The sequence below is a fragment of the Beijerinckia mobilis genome, from assembly GCF_000745425.1.
GTDB lineage: Bacteria > Pseudomonadota > Alphaproteobacteria > Rhizobiales > Beijerinckiaceae > Beijerinckia > Beijerinckia mobilis.
Genome location: NZ_JQJH01000004.1, coordinates 156,547 through 176,626, shown reverse-complemented (window position 1 = coordinate 176,626; position 20,080 = coordinate 156,547). Strand labels below are relative to the sequence as shown.

General features: G+C 60.8%; 15 protein-coding genes, 1 tRNA gene and 1 riboswitch. Of the genes, 1 reads left to right on the top strand and 15 read right to left on the bottom strand.

Annotated features, from left to right (window positions below; translation table 11 throughout):
• Positions 1–87: 87 nt before the first annotated feature.
• The 15 genes from murB to DL88_RS19270 form a co-directional block, all read right to left on the bottom strand.
• Positions 88–1,008, bottom strand: coding sequence for a UDP-N-acetylmuramate dehydrogenase (gene murB / locus DL88_RS06215; protein WP_034993475.1), 921 nt, complete (start codon positions 1,006–1,008; stop codon positions 88–90).
• A gap of 7 nt (positions 1,009–1,015) precedes the next feature.
• Entirely contained in the window at positions 1,016–2,446 is a 1,431-nt protein-coding gene (gene murC, locus DL88_RS06210) for a UDP-N-acetylmuramate--L-alanine ligase (protein ID WP_034993474.1), read from the bottom strand.
• Between the two features lie 115 nt (positions 2,447–2,561).
• Positions 2,562–3,686 carry an undecaprenyldiphospho-muramoylpentapeptide beta-N-acetylglucosaminyltransferase gene (gene murG / locus DL88_RS06205; RefSeq protein ID WP_034993471.1) on the bottom strand — a complete coding sequence of 375 codons (1,125 nt, stop codon included), beginning with the start codon at positions 3,684–3,686 and terminating at the stop codon, positions 2,562–2,564.
• The gene (locus DL88_RS06200; RefSeq protein ID WP_034993751.1) at positions 3,683–4,825 is read right to left on the bottom strand and encodes an FtsW/RodA/SpoVE family cell cycle protein; all 1,143 of its coding nucleotides are present in this window, start codon (positions 4,823–4,825) and stop codon (positions 3,683–3,685) included. Before DL88_RS06200 ends, murG begins: the two co-directional genes overlap by 4 nt.
• Before the next feature lie 107 nt (positions 4,826–4,932).
• Positions 4,933–6,324 carry a UDP-N-acetylmuramoyl-L-alanine--D-glutamate ligase gene (murD, locus tag DL88_RS06195; RefSeq protein WP_034993467.1) on the bottom strand — a complete coding sequence of 464 codons (1,392 nt, stop codon included), beginning with the start codon at positions 6,322–6,324 and terminating at the stop codon, positions 4,933–4,935.
• Positions 6,325–6,349: 25 nt separating this feature from the next.
• Positions 6,350–7,432 carry a phospho-N-acetylmuramoyl-pentapeptide-transferase gene (gene mraY, locus DL88_RS06190; protein WP_034993464.1) on the bottom strand — a complete coding sequence of 361 codons (1,083 nt, stop codon included), beginning with the start codon at positions 7,430–7,432 and terminating at the stop codon, positions 6,350–6,352.
• Positions 7,433–7,629: 197 nt separating this feature from the next.
• Positions 7,630–9,102 carry a UDP-N-acetylmuramoylalanyl-D-glutamyl-2,6-diaminopimelate--D-alanyl-D-alanine ligase gene (locus DL88_RS06185; protein ID WP_051955658.1) on the bottom strand — a complete coding sequence of 491 codons (1,473 nt, stop codon included), beginning with the start codon at positions 9,100–9,102 and terminating at the stop codon, positions 7,630–7,632.
• Positions 9,099–10,571 carry a UDP-N-acetylmuramoyl-L-alanyl-D-glutamate--2,6-diaminopimelate ligase gene (locus tag DL88_RS06180; protein ID WP_034993462.1) on the bottom strand — a complete coding sequence of 491 codons (1,473 nt, stop codon included), beginning with the start codon at positions 10,569–10,571 and terminating at the stop codon, positions 9,099–9,101. The genes DL88_RS06185 and DL88_RS06180 overlap by 4 nt, the downstream gene beginning before the upstream one ends.
• Complete coding sequence (locus tag DL88_RS06175) at positions 10,571–12,586, bottom strand: peptidoglycan D,D-transpeptidase FtsI family protein (protein ID WP_245270653.1); 2,016 nt, start codon at positions 12,584–12,586, stop codon at positions 10,571–10,573. The genes DL88_RS06180 and DL88_RS06175 overlap by 1 nt, the downstream gene beginning before the upstream one ends.
• A gap of 98 nt (positions 12,587–12,684) precedes the next feature.
• Positions 12,685–13,194 (bottom strand): cell division protein FtsL, encoded by a 510-nt coding sequence (gene ftsL / locus DL88_RS06170; protein ID WP_245270652.1) that lies wholly within the window; start codon positions 13,192–13,194, stop codon positions 12,685–12,687.
• Positions 13,195–14,355 carry a 16S rRNA (cytosine(1402)-N(4))-methyltransferase RsmH gene (gene rsmH, locus DL88_RS06165; protein ID WP_084705000.1) on the bottom strand — a complete coding sequence of 387 codons (1,161 nt, stop codon included), beginning with the start codon at positions 14,353–14,355 and terminating at the stop codon, positions 13,195–13,197.
• Positions 14,352–14,846, bottom strand: a complete 495-nt coding sequence (locus DL88_RS06160; RefSeq protein WP_034993460.1) for a division/cell wall cluster transcriptional repressor MraZ — start codon at positions 14,844–14,846, stop codon at positions 14,352–14,354. Before DL88_RS06160 ends, rsmH begins: the two co-directional genes overlap by 4 nt.
• 386 nt (positions 14,847–15,232) lie before the next feature.
• On the bottom strand, positions 15,233–15,931 hold the full coding sequence (locus DL88_RS06155; RefSeq protein WP_034993456.1) for a hypothetical protein: 699 nt from the start codon (positions 15,929–15,931) through the stop codon (positions 15,233–15,235).
• A gap of 151 nt (positions 15,932–16,082) precedes the next feature.
• Positions 16,083–16,292, bottom strand: coding sequence for a hypothetical protein (locus DL88_RS06150; protein WP_034993452.1), 210 nt, complete (start codon positions 16,290–16,292; stop codon positions 16,083–16,085).
• Between the two features lie 165 nt (positions 16,293–16,457).
• On the bottom strand, positions 16,458–18,752 hold the full coding sequence (locus tag DL88_RS19270; protein ID WP_051955657.1) for a PAS domain-containing sensor histidine kinase: 2,295 nt from the start codon (positions 18,750–18,752) through the stop codon (positions 16,458–16,460).
• A gap of 388 nt (positions 18,753–19,140) precedes the next feature.
• Here DL88_RS19270 and DL88_RS06140 point away from each other — a divergent pair.
• A tRNA-His gene (locus DL88_RS06140) sits at positions 19,141–19,217 on the top strand.
• Between the two features lie 655 nt (positions 19,218–19,872).
• Positions 19,873–20,069, top strand: a riboswitch (cobalamin riboswitch).
• Positions 20,070–20,080 lie beyond the last annotated feature (11 nt).

Sequence of the window (20,080 nt, the reverse complement as noted above, 5' to 3'; positions counted from 1 at the left end):
ATTTATACTACATGATTTTCATACATCTATCAGATGTGCACTAATGCACGTAAACAATATCAGACACATCGGCATATTCGTCGTTCCTCACCCCTCACCATAAAGCACCCCGACCCGCGCGATCTCCCATTCGAGTTCAATCCCCGACTGATCGAACACACGCCGCCGCACGGTCTCGCCGAGATTTTCGAGGTCAGTGGCGCTGGCATTACCGCGATTAACCAGAAAATTGCAATGTAGCTCCGAGACCTGGGCATCGCCGATCGTCAGGCCCCGGCAGCCGGCGCGGTCGATCAGTTCCCAAGCTTTCATGCCTTCCGGATTCTTGAAGGTCGAACCGCCGGTGCGCGTATTCACCGGCTGTGTCTTCGCGCGCTCCTGCGCGATATGGGTCATTTCCGCGCGGATCTTTTCCGGATCCTCCGGATAACCTTGAAACAGGGCATGGGTGAAGATCACATCCTCAATCGCGCAATGACGGTAGGTGAAACCCATTTCAGCGGCGCTGTAGCGATGCACCACGCCGCGCCTGTCGAGCCCCTCGCAGGAGATGAGAATATCGGCGATCGAGCCGCCGAAAGCACCCGCATTCATTTTCAGCGCGCCGCCGACAGAGCCGGGAATGCCGCGCAGGAAGGTGAGGCCGCCGAGACCTGCCATGGCCGCCGTGCTGGCGATCTTGACATCCGCCGCCGCTGCCGCAGCGGCGATCGTCTCGCCTTCGACGGCAATCTTGTGAAAGGCCGGGCCGAAAGCGATGGTGACGCCGGGAATGCCGCCATCGCGCACCAGAATATTGGAGCCGAGACCGAGCACGAAAAGCGGAATGTCGGGATCGAGATTGGCGAGGAAATAGGAGAGTTCCTGCGCGTCAGGCGCCACATACACACATTGCGCGGGGCCACCGACGCGAAACCATGTCCAGGGAGCGAGCGGCACATTGGCCTGCAATTCGCCGCGCAGATCCGGCATGGCCTCTTTCAGGCGGGAAATAAGATCGGGATACATCGGGCAGTCACGAAGCCTTGCTGAGCGGTTCATTCAATTGTTTCGGCAGCGCATAGGCCCATTGGGTGATATTGCCGGCGCCGAGACAGACGATGTAATCGCCCGGATGAGCAAGCGAGCGAATGAGGGCGGGGAGATCCTCCGGCGACCGCAGAACCATCGCCTGACGGTGGCCGCAGGCCTTGATGGCGCGCATCAGATGTTCCTTGTCGGCACCCTCGATCGGCGCTTCGCCCGCCGCATAGACATCGGCGACGATGACGACATCGGCATCGTTGAAACAGCTCGCGAATTCATTGAACAGAGAGGAAAGCCGGGTGTAGCGATGCGGCTGCACGACGGCGATCACCTGCCCCTTGGTGGAGGCGCGGGCGGCGCGCAGCACCGCAGCAATCTCGACCGGATGATGACCGTAATCATCGAAAATCTGCGCGCCGTTCCATTCGCCGGTGCGGGTGAACCGCCGTTTGACGCCGCCGAAGGAACCGAGCGCGGCGCGGATCGCATCATCGCTCATGCCGAGCTGCAAAGCGACGGTGAGCGCCGCCGTGGCGTTGAGCGCATTATGATGGCCAGGCATGGGCATCACAAGATTTTCGATGCGGCGTTCGTGGAAGCGCGATCCTTCTCCCGCCTTGCGCTCGCGCACGATGACATTGAAACGCGAGGTGCCGCCCGTCAGATCGACATCGACAAGCCGCATGTCGGCCTGCGGATTTTCGCCATAGGTGATGATGCGCCGGTCCTCGATCGTGCCGACCACTTCCTGCACGACGGGATGATCAAGACACATGACCGCGAAGCCATAGAAGGGAATGTTCTCGATGAAGGCGCGGAACGCCTGTTTGATGGCGTCGAAGGTTTTGAAATGATCGAGATGTTCCGGGTCGATATTGGTGACGATGGCGATATCGGCAGGCAGTTTCAGGAAGGTGCCGTCGCTCTCATCGGCCTCGACCACCATCCAGTCGCCCGCGCCGAGCCGGGCATTGGTGCCATAGGCATTGATGATGCCGCCATTGATGACGGTCGGATCGAATTTGCCGGCATCGAGCAGCGTCGCGACGAGCGAGGTCGTCGTCGTCTTGCCATGGGTGCCGGCGACAGCGACGCATTGTTTCAGCCGCATGAGTTCGGCGAGCATTTCGGCGCGGCGCACAACCGGCAGGCGCAATTCGCGCGCATGGACGAGTTCGGGATTATCGCGTTTGATTGCGGTGGAGACGACCACCACGGCCGCGTCGCCGAGGTTTTTCGCGTCATGGCCAATGGCGATCTCCGCCCCCTTGGAGCGCAGCCGCAGCACATTGGCATTTTCCGCCGCATCCGACCCCTGCACCTTGTAGCCGAGATTGATCAAAACCTCGGCGATGCCGGACATGCCAATGCCGCCGATCCCGACGAAATGAATGGGGCCGAGTTCGCGCGGCAGCTTCATTGTCTATCTCCTTCTTGATACCAAAATACCCGGATCACGACATGTCGTGATCCGGGCCATTCGGCGGAAAGCCGCCGCCCCGCGGTCGCGGGGGCCAAAGGGGGATAAATCATGATCATCCCCCTTCGGTCTGAGAGGCTGTGCCCCGCGCGGCGATGCGGAGGACAAGATCGGCAAGTTTTTCTGCGGCATCGGGAATGCCCGCCGCGCGCGCGGCTTTAGCCTTGGCAGCAAGCCCGGCACGATCCGCTTCCATCTCGACAAGCCTGGAGGCGAGCCAATCGGCCGAAAAGTCTTTCTGCTTTATGACAAGCGCCGCGCCAGTTGCTGAAAGATGGGCGGCATTGGCCGCCTGATCCTGATCGAGCGCGAAAGGGAAAGGGACAAGGATCGAGGGACGGCCGATCACCGCCAGTTCCGAGACGGTGGAGGCCCCTGCCCGGCCAATGACGAGATCGGCTCCCGCGATGCGTGCCGGCAAATCGGTAAAGAAGGATTTGACCTCCGCTTCCATGCCGAGCCCGGCATAGGCCTCCCGCACACGCGCTTCATCCTCGGGACGTGCCTGCTGCACGATGGCGAAACGCTTGCGGCTTTCTTCCGGCAAGAGCGCGAATGCCTGAGGCACGATATCGGAAAAGACGCGCGCCCCTTGTGAACCACCCGTCACGAGAAGATGCAGACGCCCGTCCGGGGCATCAACATAGGGCGCTGCGGCTGCGGACAGAACGGAGGGGCGGACCGGATTACCGGTCAGCACAGTTTTGGCGGCAATCGCCGCGCCGATACCGTCGAGCCGCTCGAAACCTTTAGCGACGGCGGTGACACGGGCGGCAAGAAAGCGGTTGGCGCGGCCCATGACGGCATTCTGCTCATGCAGGATGGTCGGTATGCCGAGCGACCAGGCGGCGAGCACCGGCGGCACGGTGGGGTAACCACCGAAACCGATCACAACACTGGGGCGTATGCGCTGCAATAGGTGTCTTGCCGTCAGCGTGCCGCGCGCGAGGCTTGCAAGCGCGGTCAGACGGCGCAGGGCCGAGCCTTCGCTCGGCGTTGCCGAGGCGACGACATGGATCGCACGCGCAGGAAAATCGGCGCCATATTTGGTGGCGCGGGAATCCGTCATGAGCTCGACGGGCAGACCGCGTGCGACAAGCACCTTGCTCAGGGCCTCGGCGGGAAACAGATGACCGCCAGTGCCGCCTGCGGCGACGAGAATGGGTTGCTGCTCGCTCACGCCAGAACTTTCCCGTCCTGTTCGAGGAAAATGGTGGAACGCGGGCGCTTGCGCAGGACCGCGATGAGAAAGCCGATAGCGAGCGCCAGCGAAATCAGCGACGAACCGCCATAGGAAATAAACGGCAGCGTCATGCCCTTGGCCGGCATCAGATGCAGGTTCACCGCCATATTGATAGCGCTCTGGATGCCGAACAACATAGTGAGCCCGGCGGCGGCGAAACGGCAGAAAGGATCTTCATTGTTTGCCGACAGCAACAGGCCGCGCAGCACGATGAAGGCGAAGATCGAGACGATGAACAGACAGGCGGCAATGCCGAATTCCTCGCCCGTCACCGCAAAGATGAAGTCCGTATGCGCATCGGGCAGAATGCGTTTCACCGTCCCCTCACCCGGCCCTTTGCCGAACCAGCCGCCCGAAAGAAAGCTGTCAAGCGCGGTATCAACCTGGAACGTATCGACAATGCCCCCGCCCGTGCCGGGATCGAGGAATTTGAGCACGCGGGCACGCACATGCGGCACGAATTTATAGGCGAGCAAACCGCCGGAAATGCCGGCCCCGCCAATGCCGATGACCCAGAACCAATGCAGCCCGGCCATGAAGAACAAGGCGGCCCAGACCAGAGAGACGAGCAATGTCTGGCCGAAGTCGGGCTGCAACATCAGGGGAATGATGGTCATCGGCAAAAGCAGCAGCGCGATGAGATTGCCCGGCACGTCGCGACGTGTGCCGCCCTCGGCAAAGGCCCAGGCAATGAGGATCACAAAGGCCGGTTTCAGAAATTCCGAAGGCTGGATGCCGAAAATCCAGCGCCGCGCGCCCTTCACCTCATGACCGAAGAGAAGAGCGGCGAAAATCAGCGCCATGGAGATCACATAGATGATCAGCGCCGAGCGGCGGACCTGGCGGGGCGTAAGAAAAGAGACGAGAAACAGCACCGCGAGCGTCGGGATGAGATAGAGCACCTGCCGATGCACGAAATGGAACGTCGACAGGCCGAGCCGTTCGGCGACCGGCGGACTGCCCGCCATGGTGAGAACGAGGCCAAGCACCATCAGCATCAGCACGCTAGCGAGCAGCCAGCGATCGACGGTCCACCACCAATTGGCCAAAGGTGATCGTTCTGCCCGGCTTATCATGCCGCCGTCTCCTTCACGGATATTGAACATGCCGCCGCCCCACGCTTGCGGGGGCCGATGTGTGATGAGCCAAGCTCATCACACATCGGTATTAAGCAAACTTATCGTTAATTTCCGGTTGTGCCGTCGATGATTGCCCGGGCAAGCGTGCGAAAATAATCACCGCGTTTCTCGAAATCGGGAAACTGATCATAGGAGGCGCAGGCGGGCGAAAGTAGGACGACGGGATCGGCGGTGCTTTTCGCCGCATCGCGGGCAGCGGCGGCGACAGCGACATCCAGCGTGCCGCAGCGTTCGATCGGAAAAGCCTCTTCAATGGTCGCGGCAAAGGCCTCAGTCGCCTCGCCGATCAGATAGCCCTTCGCGATCTTGCCGAACAAGGGTTTCAGAGGCTCGATGCCGCCTGCCTTGGCCTTGCCACCAAGGATCCAATAGATATTGTCGAACGAAAGCAGAGCCTTTTCCGCCGCATCGGCATTGGTCGCCTTGGAATCATTGACGAACAGGGTCTTGCCCAGACGGCCGACCTCCTCCAGGCGATGGGCAAGACCGGGAAAGCTCGCGAGCCCCCGGCGTACCCGATCGAGATCGCGTCCTTCCCCTTCCAAGGCAGCAACGGCCGCAGCGGCATTCTGGCCATTGTGACGGCCACGGAGAGAAGCGATGCCAGCAAGATCGGCGATGGTGAGCGCGACGCCATGATCGTGGCGGACAAGGCGCGTGCCATCAAGCGTGATACCGTCGAGCAGTTCCATAAATGTATTCGATATACAGGTGAGAGGCTTGCCGCGCGCGCGCAGACGCCCGGCAATGGCGACACAGGGCACGTCATCGAGACCGATGACGGCATGATCGGCCCCCTGCACGAGCCTTTCCTTGATCTCGGCGTAATTTTCCATCGTGCCGTGGCGATCGAGATGATCCGGCGTGATGTTCAGCAAAATACCGACGGAAGGGTCGAGCGTCGGCGCGAGATCGATCTGGAACGAGGAACATTCGATCACATGCACGCGCTCGGGCGATGGCGGCGGCAAAGCGAGAATCGGCGTGCCGATATTGCCGCCCACAGCAACCTCGTGGCCGAAGAACCGGAAGAGATGGGCGATGAGCGCCGTGGTGGTCGATTTGCCATTAGTGCCGGTGATCGCAATGAAAGGCGATTTCGGCGCGATATGCCGCCGCTCGCGGCAGAACAATTCGATATCACCGATAATCTCGATCCCGGCGACACGCGCTTTTTCCACCGTCCAATGCGATTTCGGATGGGTCAGCGGCACCCCGGGTGCGAGGATCAAAGCGCGAAACTGCGACCAGTCGGCGCGAGAGAGATCAAGCACCTCATGGCCGGCGGCAGCCGCCTTCTCGCGCGCGGGTTCTTTGTCATCCCAGACGGCAACTTCGGCGCCGCCCGCGCGCAAGGCATCGGCGCTGACGAGGCCGGAACCGCCGAGGCCGAACAGGGCGACGCGCTTGCCGTCAAAGACCGTAACCGGTGTCATAACCGCAGTCATGGAACTGTCTCGCCTATCGCAGCTTCAGCGTCGAAAGGCCGATGAGTGCGAGCACGAAGGCAATGATCCAGAAACGGACGACGACCTGCGGCTCGGACCAGCCGAGCTGTTCGAAATGATGGTGGATCGGCGCCATCTTGAAGACGCGCTTGCCGGTCAGTTTGAAGGAAGCCACTTGCACGATGACGGACAGGGTTTCAAGCGCGAAGAGACCGCCGACGATGGCAAGAACCATTTCATGCTTGATGGCGACCGCAATTGTGCCGAGAAGGCCGCCGAGCGCGAGTGATCCCGTATCGCCCATGAAGATCTGGGCAGGGGGCGCGTTGAACCACAAAAAGCCGAGGCCCGCGCCGATGACGGCGCCGGCGACAACCGCGAGTTCTCCCGCGCCGGGCACGAAATTGATGCCGAGATAGGAGGAGAAGATCGCATTACCGGCGAGATAGGCGATGATGCCGAAAGTCCCGGCGGCGATCATCACTGGCACGATAGCGAGGCCGTCGAGCCCGTCGGTAAGATTGACCGCATTACCGGAAGCAACAATGACGAAGGGACCGAAAATCAGAAAGAACAGGCCGAGATCGGCGACATAGCCATTGACCGCGGGCAGTGCCAGCGATGTCATATGCGGCGTGCCGAATTCCATCATGGCGACGCAGGCCAAAAGCGCCACGCCAGTCTCGCAGGCGAGACGGCTCCAGCCGGAAAAGCCATTATGCGTCTGTTTCGTCACCTTGAGATAATCATCATAAAAGCCGATGGCGCCATAGCCGAGCATGACCCACAAGACGACCCAGACATAATGATTGGCGAGATTGGCCCACAGCAGGGTCGAGACGAATAATCCCGAAAGGATCATCAACCCGCCCATGGTCGGCGTGCCCTTCTTGGTCAACAGGTGCGATTGCGGCCCGTCCGTACGGATCGGCTGCCCTTTGCCCTGCTTGATACGCAACGCCCTGATGATATTGGGCCCAAAGAAGAACACGAAGAAAAGAGCGGTCGCGATCGCGCCGCCGGTGCGGAAAGTGATATAGCGAAACAGATTGAGCGGTGTGAAATAGACCGCGAATTCGGCAAGCCACGTTAGCATCGTCTACAAATACCCCTGCATCGGATCAACCATTCCTTCCATTGATCCGATACGTCTCAACCTCAAGGAATTGAGGCGATGTTCGAATCCATTACAACGCGTGCTGCGCCTGTATGCGATCTGGAGCCGTCATGAACGCGATGACGGAACAAATATCCATAGCGCCGCGTGCGATCGCCAGATCGCGCCCCCAGGCATCAGACGGTTTCGACACCCGCCAGCCGCGCCTTCTCCTTCAGGCTTTCCACCACCGCCGTCATGCGGCTGCCGTTTGAGCCCTTGATCAGCACGATATCGTTGCGCCGCACGACGGCGGCAACGAGCGGCGCAAGCTCTCCGGCTGTCGCGCGCCATTCGCCGCGCAGGCCCGAAGGCAGAGCGTCGAACAGGTGGCGCATCAGCGGACCCGCGGCGAAAACGAGATCGAACCGCGCCTCGCGCAGAACCTCGGCGAGGTCCTGATGCAATTGCGGCGCGTGGTCTCCCAGTTCAAGCATGTCGCCCAAAACCGCGATCCGCCGGCCGATGCCGTCGAGCGGCAGGGTTCCGGCAAATTCCACCGCCGCCCGCATCGAGGCAGGATTGGCATTATAGCTTTCATCGATCAAGCGGAAGGGCCCATCACCCGCTTCCAAAAGCAATTGCTGGCCGCGCCCGGCCTGCGGTGTCGAAAAGGCAAGGACGGCGGCGGCATCCTCGAGCGGCACGCCGCAAGCCTTGGCGGCAAGAAGAACAGCCAGAGAATTTTCCGCGAAATGGCGGCCGGGCGCGCCAAGCCGATAGGTTAGTCTCTTGCCCTGGATCTCCGCCGTCACCATCGAATGATCGGGCGCCGGTACGAGATCGATCAGACGGGCATCGGCCTCCTCATGACGCCCGAAACTGACCAGCAGGCCAGCGGGCGAGCGGCGCGCGGTGGCGGCGATCCGGTCGAATTGCGCAATATCGCGATGGACGATGGCGACGCCGCCCGGCATGAGACCGGAAAAGATCTCGGCCTTGGCATCGGCGATCGCCTCGACGCTGTCGAAATATTCAAGATGGACCGGCGCGACGGTCGTGATGATTGCTATATGCGGACGCACCATGCCGACGAGCGGAGTGATTTCACCCGTGTGGTTCATGCCAATCTCGTAAACGCCGAAATCCGTGTCGCGCGGCATACGCGCGAGCGTCAAAGGCACGCCCCAATGATTATTGTAGGAGGCGACCGAGGCATGCACCTTGCCCGCCTGCGTCAGCACCAGCCGCAGCGTTTCCTTGGTCGAGGTCTTGCCGACGGATCCGGTCACGGCGATGATGCGGGCGGCGCTGCGCCCGCGCGAGGCCAATCCCAGCCGTTCGAGCGCCGGCAAAACATCATGCACGACATAGAGCGGTCCGAGCGGCGCGAGGCGATCGGCATGGGCCTCGTCGACCACAGCCGCCATGGCGCCCTTGGCGAAGGCAGCGGCCACATAATCATGGCCGTCGGTGCGATCGCCACGGATGCCGAAAAACAGATCATCGGGGCGCAGGCTGCGGGTATCGATCGATATGCCGCGCGCCGGCCGTGCGGGAACATGGCCACTGACGCGCGCCTCAAGCGGCGCGATAAGGCCGAGCGGCGTCCACAGCGCGTCCTTGTCGTAAGATCCCGCGATATCTTCCGGCGTCACGATCCTGCTCATGCGGCAAGCTCCCCGAGCGCCGCGCGGGCGCAATCACGATCGGAAAAAGGCAATGTCCTGTCGGCCAGGATCTGGCCGGTTTCATGACCTTTGCCAGCAATCAGCAAAAGATCGCCCGGCTGCAGCATGGCGGTGGCGGCCTCGATCGCTTCCGCCCGGTCGCCGATTTCGACGACCGAAGCGCCCGCGCCCGGCTGCATCGCCGCTCCTTGCAGAATCGCCTTGCGGATGAGCGCCGGATCCTCGCTGCGGGGATTGTCGTCTGTAACGATGACATGATCGGCGAGACGCGCCGCGATTTCCCCCATCAACGGCCGTTTGCCGGCGTCGCGGTCGCCGCCGCAGCCGAAGACGACGATCAGCCGGCTCTTCGTGAACGGCCGCAGGGCCATGAGCGCCTTTTCCAAAGCATCCGGCTTATGCGCATAATCGACGAAGACCGAGGCACCATCGCGCCCGCCGACCCGTTCGAGCCGTCCCGGCGCGCCTTCGAGGTTTTCGAGCGCGGCGAAGACGGCGTCGGCTGGAGAACCGGAGGCGATGCAGAGGCCGGCCGCCATCAAGGCATTGGCCGCCTGAAAACTGCCAACAAGCGGCAACCGCAGATGCCATTCCCGGCCCGCATAGGAGAAACGCAAAAGCGTCGCCTCGGCCTCGGGAATTGTTTCGAGCACATGCAGGCTCTCCCCGACGAAACCGAGCGACAGAACTTTTAGCCCGCGCCCTTTCACAACGCCTATAACGTCTTGACCAAAACTTGTGTCGGCGTCGATCACGGCAGTGCCGTCCGGCGGCAGGACATGGGTGAACAGCAGGAGCTTTGCCTGGAAATAATCCTCGATCGTTTGATGATAATCGAGATGATCGCGGGAGAGATTGGTGAAACCCGCCGCTTTCAGCCGTACGTAATCGAGCCGGTGCTGAAAGAGCCCATGCGAGGAAGCCTCAAGGGCGAGATGGGTGACACCGGAGCCGGCCAACTGGTCCAGCGTGCGATGGAGGCTGATCGGGTCCGGCGTCGTCAGACCGCCATAATGCGCGCCATCGGGCGCCACGACACCAAGCGTGCCGACCGAAGCCGCCTTGAAGCCGAGCCGGGTCCAAATCTGACGGGCGAAAGCCGCGACCGAGGTCTTGCCGCTGGTGCCCGTCACCGCCACGATGGTTTCCGGCTGGCGCGAAAAGAAGCGCGCGGCGGCTTCGGCCAAAGCGGCACGGACGTCGGGCACCAGGATCAAAGCCGCCGTCTCGAAGGGTACGGTCGGCGCCTGTTCGGCCACCACCGCCAATGCACCATTGCGCAAAGCCTGCGGCGCGAAAGTGAGCCCATCCGCCTTTGTCCCCGGCACGGCGAAAAACACGTGGTCTTTCCCGGTCGTCCGGCTGTCGCAGGAGAGATCCGCCACTTCGCGCACCGCGAAGGATGGCGGATTAATCGATGCGCCAGGGAAGAGTGCATCAAGCCGCATCAATGGACCGGCCCTCCACGCGTCTGCGGCACATTGGCATAGCCGTAGCCGAGCTTGGCGAGCAGCGGGAATGGCTGCGTCGGCAGATCGAGACGCGGCGGAATGCCGAGCAGCGGGCCGACGCGCTCGATAATACGCGCGGTGACAGAGCCGGCATTCCACGCCGCCGTGCGGTAGCCGCCCGTCTCCGGCAGGCCCTGCGGCTCATCCATCAGCGTCAGGAAGAGATATTTCGGCTTGTCCGAAGGCATGATCGCCATGAAAGTCGTAAACACCTTGTCCTTGGCATAATGGCCATGCACGATCTTGTCCGCCGTGCCGGTCTTGCCGCCAATGTAATAGCCTTTGATATCGGCGAGGCGCGCCGAGCCGATCTCCGCATTGAGGCGCATCAGATAGCGCATCGCCTCCGAAGTTTCGGGCTTCACCACGCGCGGCGCGTTGCGCTGGGCCTCTTCCACGCTGCGTTTCAGAAAAGTCGGCTTCATCATGATGCCGCCGTTCACGAGTGCGCCGACCGCCATCATCGCCTGCAAGGGAGCGACATTGAGGCCCTGGCCGAAGGAAATGGTGATCGTATTGAGTTCACCCCAATTTTTCGGAACCAGCGGCTCGGCCGATTCCGGGAGTTCTGTCACCAGCCGGTTCAATTGTCCCATCTTGCGCAAAAACGCCTTGTGTCCCTCGACGCCGACCATCAGCGCCATGCGGGCGGTCCCAATGTTCGATGAATGGGTGAAGACTTCCGGCACGCTCAGAATGCGGTGCGTCGCATGGAAATCGTGAATGGTGAAACGGCCGTAGCGCAGTGAGTCGCGCGCGTCCACATGGGAATTGAGATTAACCTTGCCGGCGTCGAGCGCCATGGCGATGGAAATCGCCTTGAAGGTCGAGCCCATTTCATAGACGCCGACCGAGAGCCGGTTGATATGGTTGGGGTCGAGCGCATCGGCCGGCGTATTCGGATCATAATCGGGCAGCGAGGCCATGGCGACGACTTCGCCGGTGTTGACGTCGATGATACAGGCGGCACCCGCCTTGGCCTTGTAATGGGCGATGCCCTTGGCGAGTTCGTCGCGCACGGCATAAGTCGCCTTAAGATCGAGCGAAGTCACGATCGGTTTCAAATCCTGCTGCGTCAGCTTGAAACCGGCGCCGCTCAGATCGGCGAGACCCTGGCCGTCGATATATTTTTCGAGGCCGGAAATACCGGCGCCATCGAGATTGGCATAGCCGAGGACATGGGCTGCGAGCGGGCCGTTGGGATAGACGCGCTTGTTTTCCGCGAGAAAGCCGACGCCCGGTAAACCCAGATGATGAACTTCCTCGCGTTGCTTCGGCGTAATCGCCCGCTTGACCCAGATGAAGCCCCGGCGAGTACCGAGCCGCTTGCGCAGATCAGCCGCGTCGACATCCGGCAGAACGGCGGTGAGGAGTTCGACGGCCTCGTCCTTGTCGATGATCCGGCGCGGTTCGGCAAAGACCGACATGACCTTCACATCGGTCGCCAGCACTTCGCCATTGCGATCGAGAAGGTCGGGCCGCGCGGCCGCGACCTGATCGCCGCGCCGCAATTCCTGCGGCGCTTCCGGATGCAGGGCGAAATAGACGAGCCGGACGGCAATGACGCCGTAGAGGCAGAGAAAACCAACGGCTATGAGCTTGGCGCGGCCAGAGCTTTTGGCGATCTTCGTGCCGAAGAAAGGTTTCAGCCGTTCCTTGAGAGCGAGAAGCGAGAGAAAACGCCGTCTGGGCGAGAAAATATCGTCGGAAGATGTCTCATAAGGTCCAGGCCCTTCCGGCATGTGTGTGGCCGGACCGGCCGCAGGACCCTGGGCCATAAACATGCCGTCTGCCCGAAAGGCGTCAGGATGTGATGTATACGCTTGCGACGCATAGGCTTGCGATGCCTGAGCGGTTCGCAGCGCATCGGTATCGGCATAACCCTCTGTATGGCCCGCTGTCCACAAATCCTGCTCATTCGGATCCTGAAGGGAATCCGTCGTCTGCTTCATCCGGCGTACTCCTACAGCATCAAACGGCAAAATGGACACCCTTTCGGAAGAGATTTGCTGCGTTTACACACACAGCGAACATCATGCACACATCCGACTCATTGCGCAGCGCCCGAATGCTGCGTCGTGGCGGCGCCAGCCCGCACCACCGGTCGTCCACTTGCCTCGCGTGGCGTATGCGCATTCGCCTCACGCTGCGTGCCGGAAGCCGCGGCGCGCGGGGTGCCCGAATGCGCGTCCCGCGGGGTGCTGGCATTGGCATCGCGCGGCGTGCTCGTCGGCTGGTCGAGCCCGAGATCCTCGAGCTTGCGGCCGATCGTATCGATGGGCTCACCCTTTTCCGGCAGCGCATCGGCCTTGACAATCTGGTTCAGGGCAAGCGGCCGCAGATCGAGCAATTCATCGGCAAGCGCCTGAAGCCGCTCGGGGCGCGTCAGATAGGCCCATTCAGCGCGCGCCATGCCGATCCCATCCTGCTCCGTCTTGATCGCATGTTTCAATTTGACGATTGTTTCCGCCCGGAAAACCGTCTCATATTTGATCGAATAGGCATAAATGGCCGAGCCAAGCAGCAGGAAGACCGTCAGGAGATTGAGAAGTCTGACCATTCAGCGCTTCCTTGGCTTGGAGTGACGAGCGGATCCGGGGTTGGAAGCGGATCCGGGCTTCGCAGCGGCTCTGGCATGTATGGCACCTTGCCCACCCTGGGCGCCCTGAGCCGGTTTGGCGCGTCCCGCCGCCTCCGGCAGGGTCGCAAGCGGCATCAACGTGGCTTCAAGGCCAAGGGGCGCGGCCGCCGTCCTGACTCCGAACCGCAATTTCGCCGAGCGGGCGCGCGGATTGGTGGCGATTTCCTCCGCCCCCGGAACGATCGGTTGCCGTCCCTCCAGACGGAAGGTCGGGTCGGGCGCCAAAGGTTCGCCGGGCAAGCGGCGCGAGACCGCCTGCCCACGGCCCGAACGCGCCGCGAAAAATTGTTTGACGATCCGGTCTTCCAGCGAATGAAACGTCACCACCACCAGCCGGCCGCCCTCGCGCAGCAGGGATTCGGCACCGGCGAGCCCCCGGACGAGTTCAAGGAGCTCCTGATTGACGGCGATGCGCAATGCCTGGAAGACGCGGGTCGCGGGATGGATATCGCCGGGCTTGCCGGGATTGATCCGCGCGATCAGTTCGGCGAGCTGGCGGGTGGTGGTGAAGGGCACCTGCACGCGATCGGCGACGATGGCCCGGGCGATGCGGCGTGCGGCCCGTTCCTCGCCGAAATAATAGAAAATATCGGCGAGCGTGCCCTCGTCCGCACTGTTGATGAGATCGGCGGCGCTCGTCCCCGCGCATTCCATGCGCATATCGAGCGGTCCCTCGCCACGGAAGGAAAAGCCGCGTTCCGGCTCATCGAGCTGCATGGAAGACACGCCAATATCGAAGACGATACCGTCGAAGGGACCAAACCCACGCTCCGCAGCGATCTCCGCGAGCGTCGAAAAACGCCCTTCGGCCAGCATCAGCCGTCCCTGGCTCTCGGCCTCCAGCGCCCGGCCAGCGGCAATAGCGGAAGGATCACGATCAATGGCGAGAACTTGCGCGCCTTGATGGGCTAGCAGCGCGCGCGTATAGCCGCCGGCGCCGAAGGTCGCGTCGAGATAGAGACCGCCCACAGGATTGGTCGCGCAGCCGAGCGCCTCGATAACTTCCTCACGAAGCACGGGAACGTGCCGGGCCGGTCCGCCTGCGGCGAGAGCAAACTCATCGCCGCGACCCGTCTTCATTCCCGTGCTCCATGTGGACGTGGCGACGCCGCATCGGCCGCCACGGGTCTGGAACTGAGCTGTTTGCGAAGCTCGCGCACCCGGTTTTTGGCCTCTTCCAGATGCGCTTGAAAACGGCCCGGCTCCCAGATTTGGAATTTGTACCCCTGCCCGACGAAAGTGACTTCCGAGGTGATCCCGGCATAGGCCTTGACGTTTTCCGTCAGAACGACCCTGCCCTCCGAATCGACCTTGAGAATCTCGCTGGTGCCAAGAAGCGCGGTGGAAAACATATCGCGCTCCTCCGAATAAGGAGAAAGCCGGCCCAGCAATTCGTCGATCTCGCGTAGCAACGCATTGCCTCCGCAATCGACCGCTTCCGCGTCGATCGACGGATGCACATAGAGGCCCTCGAACCCATCGCGCGCGAGAACGGCGCGAAAAGACGCAGGAATGGAGACGCGGCCCTTGGCGTCCAGCCGGTTGGTGAAATGCGAGACAAACCGGTCCACTCCCACCACTCCAACCGAACGTCCTCCCAAACATCGGACAAGACATCAGCGTCCGGCCGCGAGAGCGGGCCGCTGAAAGCCGTCGTGCCAATGTTCGTAACGGGACGATTTGGGATAACATGGGATTTCATGGGTGGTCAAACGCCGCCAATTTTGGGCGCGGCGCGGCAATGATGAAAAGTTCCGGCTTATTTGAAAGGCTTAGGGTTAATAGGCAGTGAAACGCCGCGCCGATTGCTCAAACTTGAAGCAAAGAAATCCACAAATTTTAACTGCCGCCCTCCCAAGGGAAACGGCGCGTAACAAGCAAAAGGGCGCGTGATCCCATACGATCCCGCGCCCTTTCGGAGAATTAACAATTGACGGATGAGTTTACTGCGGACGAATCAGACCTGCGGCGCGAGGGTTCTCCCGATGGCGATGGCCGTCACCGCCGTCTCCACCTCATCGAAAGGTTCCTTGTGCTTCAGGCGAAAGCGCAAGGGCTTGCGCAGTGGTGCGTGAAACACTTTCTCGGCGATGAAAACGTCAGGGAACTCGGCGAGCGTTTCCCGGAACGCAACGAGGCGCGCGGGATAATCCGCGAGATCCTGTGTCCAGAACCGCAACTGGACGGAAAACACCTCGCCATAGCAATTGCCGAGCGCGCGCCGTTCCTCTTCCGTCTGCGGCAGCAAAAAACGCGGTTCGAAAGCGGCATCTTCACTGCTCATCGCCCGGACCGCTGTTTCAAACATGAAGAGAAAGGGACGCGCCGCACCAAGCAGCGTCCCGGGCGGCGCAAAGGCTCCCGCATCCGGGTTGAACTGATCATGTCCCGTTTCGATCGGCAGGGCGAGACGCGACGAGACGATGGAAAAGCTCTCGCCCTCCGCGCCTTCCGGTACCGGGGCCTCCGGATCGACGCCGAAGATCTTTTCCGTGACGGATTGAATCATGCTGCAGGCATTGTCGTAGACGAGGTTGACGCCCTCGTTCACATGTCTGTGCCAATCCGGAAAAGTCGTATCGATGATATGCGACAGCCGCTGCTGCGGTGTCAGATCGAGAAATGCGCAGGCGAAGCGCATGTCATAGGAGGCCATGGTCAAAGTCCCGAAAAACTCGGGAGGCCTCATAAAGCATCGGGCGGGCGAGGGAAAGGCAAAGCGGCGCGCAGAGAAGAAAACCTACCTAAAATGAAGGGCGACCGCCGGCCGCCCTTTCATTTCACCAAAGCCATTCAGCGAGTGCCATTCAGCGACTGTCCGCCGGCTTGCCGGTTTCCTCGACCTTGACTATCTCCTCACGGATCACTTTCCGCGCTTCCCGGCGTGTAATGCTTGGAGGATCGCTGGCCGGAAACGTCGCGGCGAGTTCGCGATCGAGTTCGGCGCTGTCATTTTCCTCGACATCTGATTCCGGTTTGATTTTGACCTTTTCGTCCTTCAGACAACCGCCACCCATCGCAACCTCCCATTCCCGGAGGCGCGAGCCCAATTACACCGGCCTCAAGCCTCCTTGCTTGTTTTAAAAACAATTGAACAGGCCGAAACTGGTTCCATAAAATCCAAGACAGACAATAGGGCACGGTCAATCCCCGCCATCGTCCCCCGGAAAGCGGCAGGGCGTTCAGGCGAGCGCTTTCGCCGACGGGAACAGGATTTCCACCACGGTCCCTTCATTCTTGCGGCTCGTCAGGGAGAAGGAAGCATTATTGGCCTCGACCAGAGCTTTGGTGAGCGGCAGACCAAGACCTGTACCGATGTTGGATTTCGCCGAAGGAAGCTGGCGGAAAGGCTGCATCGCTATGCCTATGTCTTCCTCGGACATGCCGGATCCCGTATCGCGAATACGGATCAACGTCCGTGTACCTTCGGCAAGAGCAGTGGTGACGACGACCTGACCGCCCGGCGCGGTAAATTTCACCGCATTGGAGAGCAGGTTGAGAATGATCTGACGCAGGGATCTTTCATCGGCGAGAACCGGCGGCAGCGCGGGCGCCAGCGACAGCCGCAGGAGTATGCGCTCGCGATTGGCCTGCGGCTGCATGATGGCGATACATTCGGTCAGGATTTGATTGGTGTCGACGGCGGCGAAATCGAGTTCCAGCTTGCCGGCCTCGATTTTCGAAAGATCGAGCAGATCATTGACGAGGCTCATGACCAGCGCGCCGGACATATGAATGTCCTTCAGATAATCCTTGTAACGTTCATTGCCGATCGGTCCGAACCGTTCATCCATAATGACTTCGGTAAAGCCGAGAATGGCATTGAGCGGCGTACGGATCTCATGGCTGATCTTGGCCAGGAAATCGGATTTCGCTGTATTCGCCCGCTCCGCCTCGCGCCGCGCCGCATCGAGCTCCTGCTCGATCTTTTTCCAATGGCTCATGTCGCGCAACAGCACGCAATATTTTTCAGAAGCGGGTAGAGTTTCCCCGGAATCAACCGTACCAAACAGACCGATGCGGCCGAGCGTCATGAACAATGGAATCCGGCCGCCCTGCCGGGCGAGGCCGAAGATCTCGCGGCCGTCATTCAGCAGGCTGAAGACGCCGCCGGTCTTCAGACCATGGAAATAATCAATGGCGCAGTCACGGCTTTCCGGCGCGATCAACATGGCCAGCGGCTGTCCCTCGACCTCACCGCGATCGTAGCCGAACAGGGCTTCCCCGGACCGGTTCAATGAAAGGATAATGCCTTCGCCGTTGAGCACTGCCACGCCATCCGTCGCCGTATCGAGAATGGCATGCAGTTCGCGCGCTTCATTCTCATAAACATGCATGCGGGCTTCTAGCGCCTTGCGCTGGGCGGTCTCCCGCCTCACGATTCCATCATCGCGCAGCCGTGAAGTCGATGCGAGGGCGGTATCATGCAGGGCGCCCACCCCGGGAATTGCGGTGAAGGAATCAGCCCCATCCGGCGCGGGCGGGCGATTTTGCGCTTCTGCGTTCAGGGTTTCTAACGCCTGCACCGGCGAAGATTGAGGCTCCGGTGACGAGCCTGCGGTTTCTTCCGCCAGACTACGATGAAAAAGCTGGTCCTTATGGACCAGCCCAAAGCCACTGAAGCCCGCGAAACGGCCCGCCCCATCCCGCCGCGCCGTGCCCCCCAGCGAAACGCGCACGGAAGCCGGCTGTCCGGCAATCGGCCAGGCGAGTTTCACATTCTGAAACGTGCTCTCCCTGACAAATTCTGCTGCCAGCGCCTTGGCTCCCTCCGGATCGAAAGTCGCGATCAAGGCAGCGAAATCCTGCCCCTGCCAGGCATCGGCATCAATGCCGGTCACGTCGGAAACCTGCCGGCCAAGGGTGAGGAGGCGACGCTCCGCATCCGTAATCCAAAGAAAACGCAGCGGCCGGGGGGCCGGAAAGCGGCTCGCGAGATCAGCGGCGATGACCGCCAATTCGTCCCTATTCTCGGTTTGAGCTTCAATCGCTGGATCGGAGAGGGAACCGGCCGAATCAGGGAGAGCCCCAGACACAGACAAAGGCCGCGGCCGATAGGTTTGCGCATCGACCAACACGAGCAGACGCCGCCCATCATGATCGACGAACCGGCACCACAACACCAGCAGGATGCTGCGACCGGACACGAAAAACCGCATTCGCGTCAAGCAGGGCCCCGGCCTATCGAGAGTCTCGACCAACCGGCAAAGCGCCGGATCGGCGGGGCGGAAAAAACGGTCCCGGAGGGCCTCCAGCGTCGCCACGGCAAAAAGATCGAGCGCCGCCCGGCTGGCAAAGGCCAGAAACAGATCTTCAGCTTGCCGCTCTCCTTGCCCTTGCCCCTCGCCCTGCATTTCCAGCCCTAGAACGACGCCTGCGCCGAAGCCATCCCGGGAGGCCGGTCTTTGCAGGAAAGTGTCGAGACAGAGCAGGATAGCGGTTTCCGAAAGGTCCGGCGCGAAGCTGAACATATCCATCGGTCGAGACCTTCCCTGAGAGGCACGAGCCCTGAGAGACGCGAGGCACACCGGCTTGAGGCGGGAGTTCAAGGCGGACTATTAACGAAACCCTAACCGTTCGGAGCCGAGCGGTCTATCGGGGGAGTAGCGGCAGAGCAAATCTGATATAGGAAGTGAATTATTAACCTTAATAGCAGAAATGCAAACTAAGCTGCATTTTACACTTGCATCTCTTGGGTAATTTCTGCAGCCGACGAGACAATGAGGGTTAGCCGGGAGAGCAGCCGGAGAGTCCGCCATGGCGGGAATCGCTTTAAGAAGAATTCTTGAAAGGTTTTTCGCCTTCGTGCTTGCATTCACCGCACGATCCTCTTAGTTTCCGCCGCGCTGACACTTGATTTGTCGAGCCGCCATAGCTCAGTTGGTTAGAGCGCTAGATTGTGGATCTAGAGGTCCCCCGTTCGAGCCGGGGTGGCGGTACCATGGAAACCAGCGCCTCCAAAGCCAGTTCGCTCGGTCAGTGCCGACGCTTCCCGACCTTTTTCCGGCATCATTCCTTCGCACGACACCAGACGTGCGCGCCTGCCCCGCCTATCGGCTTGTTCACGGTCAAAGCGATTTTAGCGATGGGCGTCTGTTGAACAAACGCCAGTTTGATGAAGCTGGGGGTGCATAGCCAATCCGGAATGCGCGCAGTGAACATCCGGCGTAAGCTGATTCCATTTCAGTTCCCATCAACGTCCCGACGTCGAATCAAACGCAAACAGAGAATTAAACACAAACAAAAATGCGGCCATTGTTATGGCCGCATCAAGTCAACACCTCGTCGCTGAATATAGATGAAATTAATGTATGGAACATACAGTTCCACTCAAAGGGAGGTGCCGGATCGACATTGAGACGACACCTGAATTTTACGTACTGAAATGCAGCGTCATAGCGGGACGCAGATGCGTTCTATAGTATCACAACCGATCGAAAAAGGCGGCGAACCAGGAAACACTTATCATGGTCCGCGAACAATCCCTGTAACGTCGAGCGAAACCCTGCGGGAAGGCATCAGACCGGGTGAAAGGAACAGGTGCACCCGGCCGATATCAGGAGGCAGATTTTCCAGCTTGACAATTTTACCCCGTTTCCGCACTTTCAAGATGACGGTTCCCGAAAGGGATCAATAGGGAATGCGGTGCGCGCTCTCGCGCAAAGCCGCAGCTGCCCCCGCAACTGTTAATGGCGAGCCACGACCACAAAGCCACTGGAATGGTATGTTCCGGGAAGGCGGTCTCAAGGCGATGACCCATGAGCCAGGAGACCTGCCGTCATTCGTGGTCACGCGCGAAGGCGTC